Source organism: Arthrobacter sp. Hiyo1 (assembly GCF_001263615.2).
Classification (GTDB): Bacteria; Actinomycetota; Actinomycetes; order Actinomycetales; family Micrococcaceae; genus Arthrobacter.
This window is the reverse complement of sequence record NZ_DF952468.1, coordinates 861363-863904: the sequence shown is the minus strand read 5'-3', so window position 1 is coordinate 863904 and position 2542 is coordinate 861363. Positions and strand designations below refer to the sequence as shown.

The 2542-nt window shown below is 64.6% G+C and carries 1 protein-coding gene and 1 pseudogene; both read right to left on the bottom strand.

From position 1 onward, the window contains the following. The coding region (locus tag AHiyo1_RS03725) for an ATP-binding cassette domain-containing protein (RefSeq protein ID WP_059387646.1) at window positions 1-500 on the bottom strand (500 nt) is incomplete at its 3' end. Beyond that, window positions 497-2542 (bottom strand): annotated as a pseudogene (locus AHiyo1_RS03720) (FtsX-like permease family protein); the annotation flags it as partial. The gene AHiyo1_RS03725 and the pseudogene AHiyo1_RS03720, both read right to left, overlap by 4 nt.

Sequence of the window (2542 nt, the reverse complement as noted above, 5' to 3'; positions counted from 1 at the left end):
CCCACCAGGTCCAGCAAGTCCTTGGCCATTTCGGTGCGCTGCTCCACTTCGCCGTCGGGGACGGCCGGCAACAGCACATTCTCCAAAGCGCTCATGCCGTCGATCAGGGCGCCGCCCTGGTCCACGTACCCGATGAGGGCGCGGCGGCGGTCGGCGATTTCGTCGTCGCCCATCTTCTCGAGGGAATCGCCCTCCCAGAGGACGCGGCCCGACGTCGGAAGCGTGAGTCCCGCTCCCACCGTCAGGATGCTGGTCTTGCCTGAGCCGCTTCGCCCGGCGACGCAGTGCATCTCACCGGCGTGCAGGGTGAGGTTGAAGTCCTCGACGACGGTGACCGGCTCCGCTCCACCATTGTCACCGCCATAGCGGATGGTGATGTTGCTCAACTGCAAGGGCATGCCGTGGTCCGCAGCCCGCACGATGGTGTTGGCGCGGGTCTGGAACGACTCGTCGGTGGATTCCGTGGTCGCGGTCAGATCGGGTTCGAGGTTGTCAGTCATTTGACCACTTTCGTTGCAATGGGAATCCAGCAAATTACGGCCACCACTCCGGCCAAAGCGGCCCAAAGTGCGGCATAAGGAGCGAGCAACAGGCCCAGGCCCAGCGCCCCCACGACGCCGAGGATCAGCGCCACTGCTCCGACCAAGGCATTTTCGAAGAAACGGACCTGTCCCAGCATGTCCGGGTTCCAGCCCATGGCCCGGAGCGTGCCGAGCTGTTCGCGCCTGGCCTGGAGTTCGAAGCGACCGGTGACCAAGGTCAGTACGAGGCCAACGAGCACCCCGCTCACCGCCAGGATGACGCTCGGCAAGGCGATCGTGGCGGAGGCGAGCCCGCTGAGGGCACTGGCTCCAGCTGCGCGCGGGATGTCAATGAGCAACGCGATCAGCGCGCCCACGGCAGCGCCGAACACGCCCACGGCAACGGCCAGGGCCACTGAGCTGAAACGGTGGGTAACCAGTTGGCGGTACGCGAACGTGAGCGGTGAATCCACCGGGATCAGGCGTTCGTCGTGTTGGGGTTCCTGGTCAACGATGTCGCGGTGCCGCAATTGCTGGGCCGCGATGTAGGCGGCGGCACAGTAAATGAGCAACACGGACGCCGAAACAATGACCGTGGCCAGGTTCCAGCTCAGAAGGCTTAGCGCAATGCCTGCCACGGCAACGATCCCCGCACCTATACCGAACTCTTCGAGGACCCAACTTCGGATCTTCCTTTGGGTCCAGCCCATGGCGCGGAGGATCCCTGCCTCGCTGCGTCGCTGGCGGATATAGCTCACGGTTGAAGCGCCGGTCAGGAGGGTGGCCCCGCACAGCGTCAGGAAGAGGAGGGTGATGTTGGTGCCGGTCAGGGAGCCGGAAACGGCGTCGGCAGCATCCTGCCGGACCCACGACTGCTGGACGGTACCCAGCGCGGATTCCTTGCCGGCGTCGTCCTTGGAGTATCCCGGGACGAAGATGTTGGCGTCTTCGCGCGCGGAGCCGGCCACCACTGTGGCTTGGAGACCCATGTCGCGGATCTGGGCCGCGAGCTTGTCGACCTCCGGTTGGGCCTGCTTCCAGTTGCCTGGCGCGCTGGCGCGGACCCTGACGGCGTCGATCACGTTGGCGTTGGAATCGTAACCACGCGCTGCGGCAAGGCCGTAGTAGTCGGTGATGGCACCGGCAGACTGGCTGACCAGGCCGGTGGCGCTCAGCGAAGGCTTGAGGCCCTTGGCTGCGGTGTCATTTCCCGAAGCGTCCTTCTGGAGCGTCATCGGGGCCGGGTCGTAGCCACCCAAGGGCAGCTTGTTGACGTCGCCCGCTGCTTTCTGGATCTGGGCCGGATCAAACGTCCCGTAGACCATCGGCAGCGGCGTAGCGGGCTTCGATCCCGTGGCAAGGTTCTCCCGGTACGAGCGCTCATCGACCGGCTTGCGCTGGCTCTGGTCGACCATCGCCCGAAGGCCGACTTCTCGGGCAGCTTGTTGACGGTCACCCAGTCTCCCGGCGTGGCGGACTTGCCGACGGCGCCGTTCGCGGAAGTTTCGCCGTCCTTGTACTTGGGTGCCGCGGCGAAGTCCGTGCTCCACTGGGCTGGCTGGTACAGGCCTTGGCTGAAGTTGCCCATATTACCGAGCAGCTGGCTGTGGTCCGTGGATCCTGGCCATGACAGGGCGAACGGCGACTTTGACACGAAGGGCAGGTAGTCCTTGTCCAAAGAGCGCGAGACAGTGCCGACGTCGTTGACGACCTTGCCCGAATCATCGATTTCCTGGATTTGGACCGAGTACTTCAGATCCAGCGAGGTTCCCTGCCGGACGATCAAAGGAATGGCCTGTGAGGCATCCGTGATCTGGCCGGAGAGCTTCGCCTGCTGGTACTGGGTCATGAGGGGTGCCCAGTATTTGAGCTTGACGCCCATGAAATCCGGGCCTTGTTCGAGTTCCTGCTGCGTAGGGCTCTTGGCGAAGAGCTGTTCGAAGTAGCGGCCGATTGCGCCGGCGTTGCGGGTGTCGGCCGGCGGCGCCTTTTGCAGCGGTGCGAGGAAGTCTCCGGCGGAG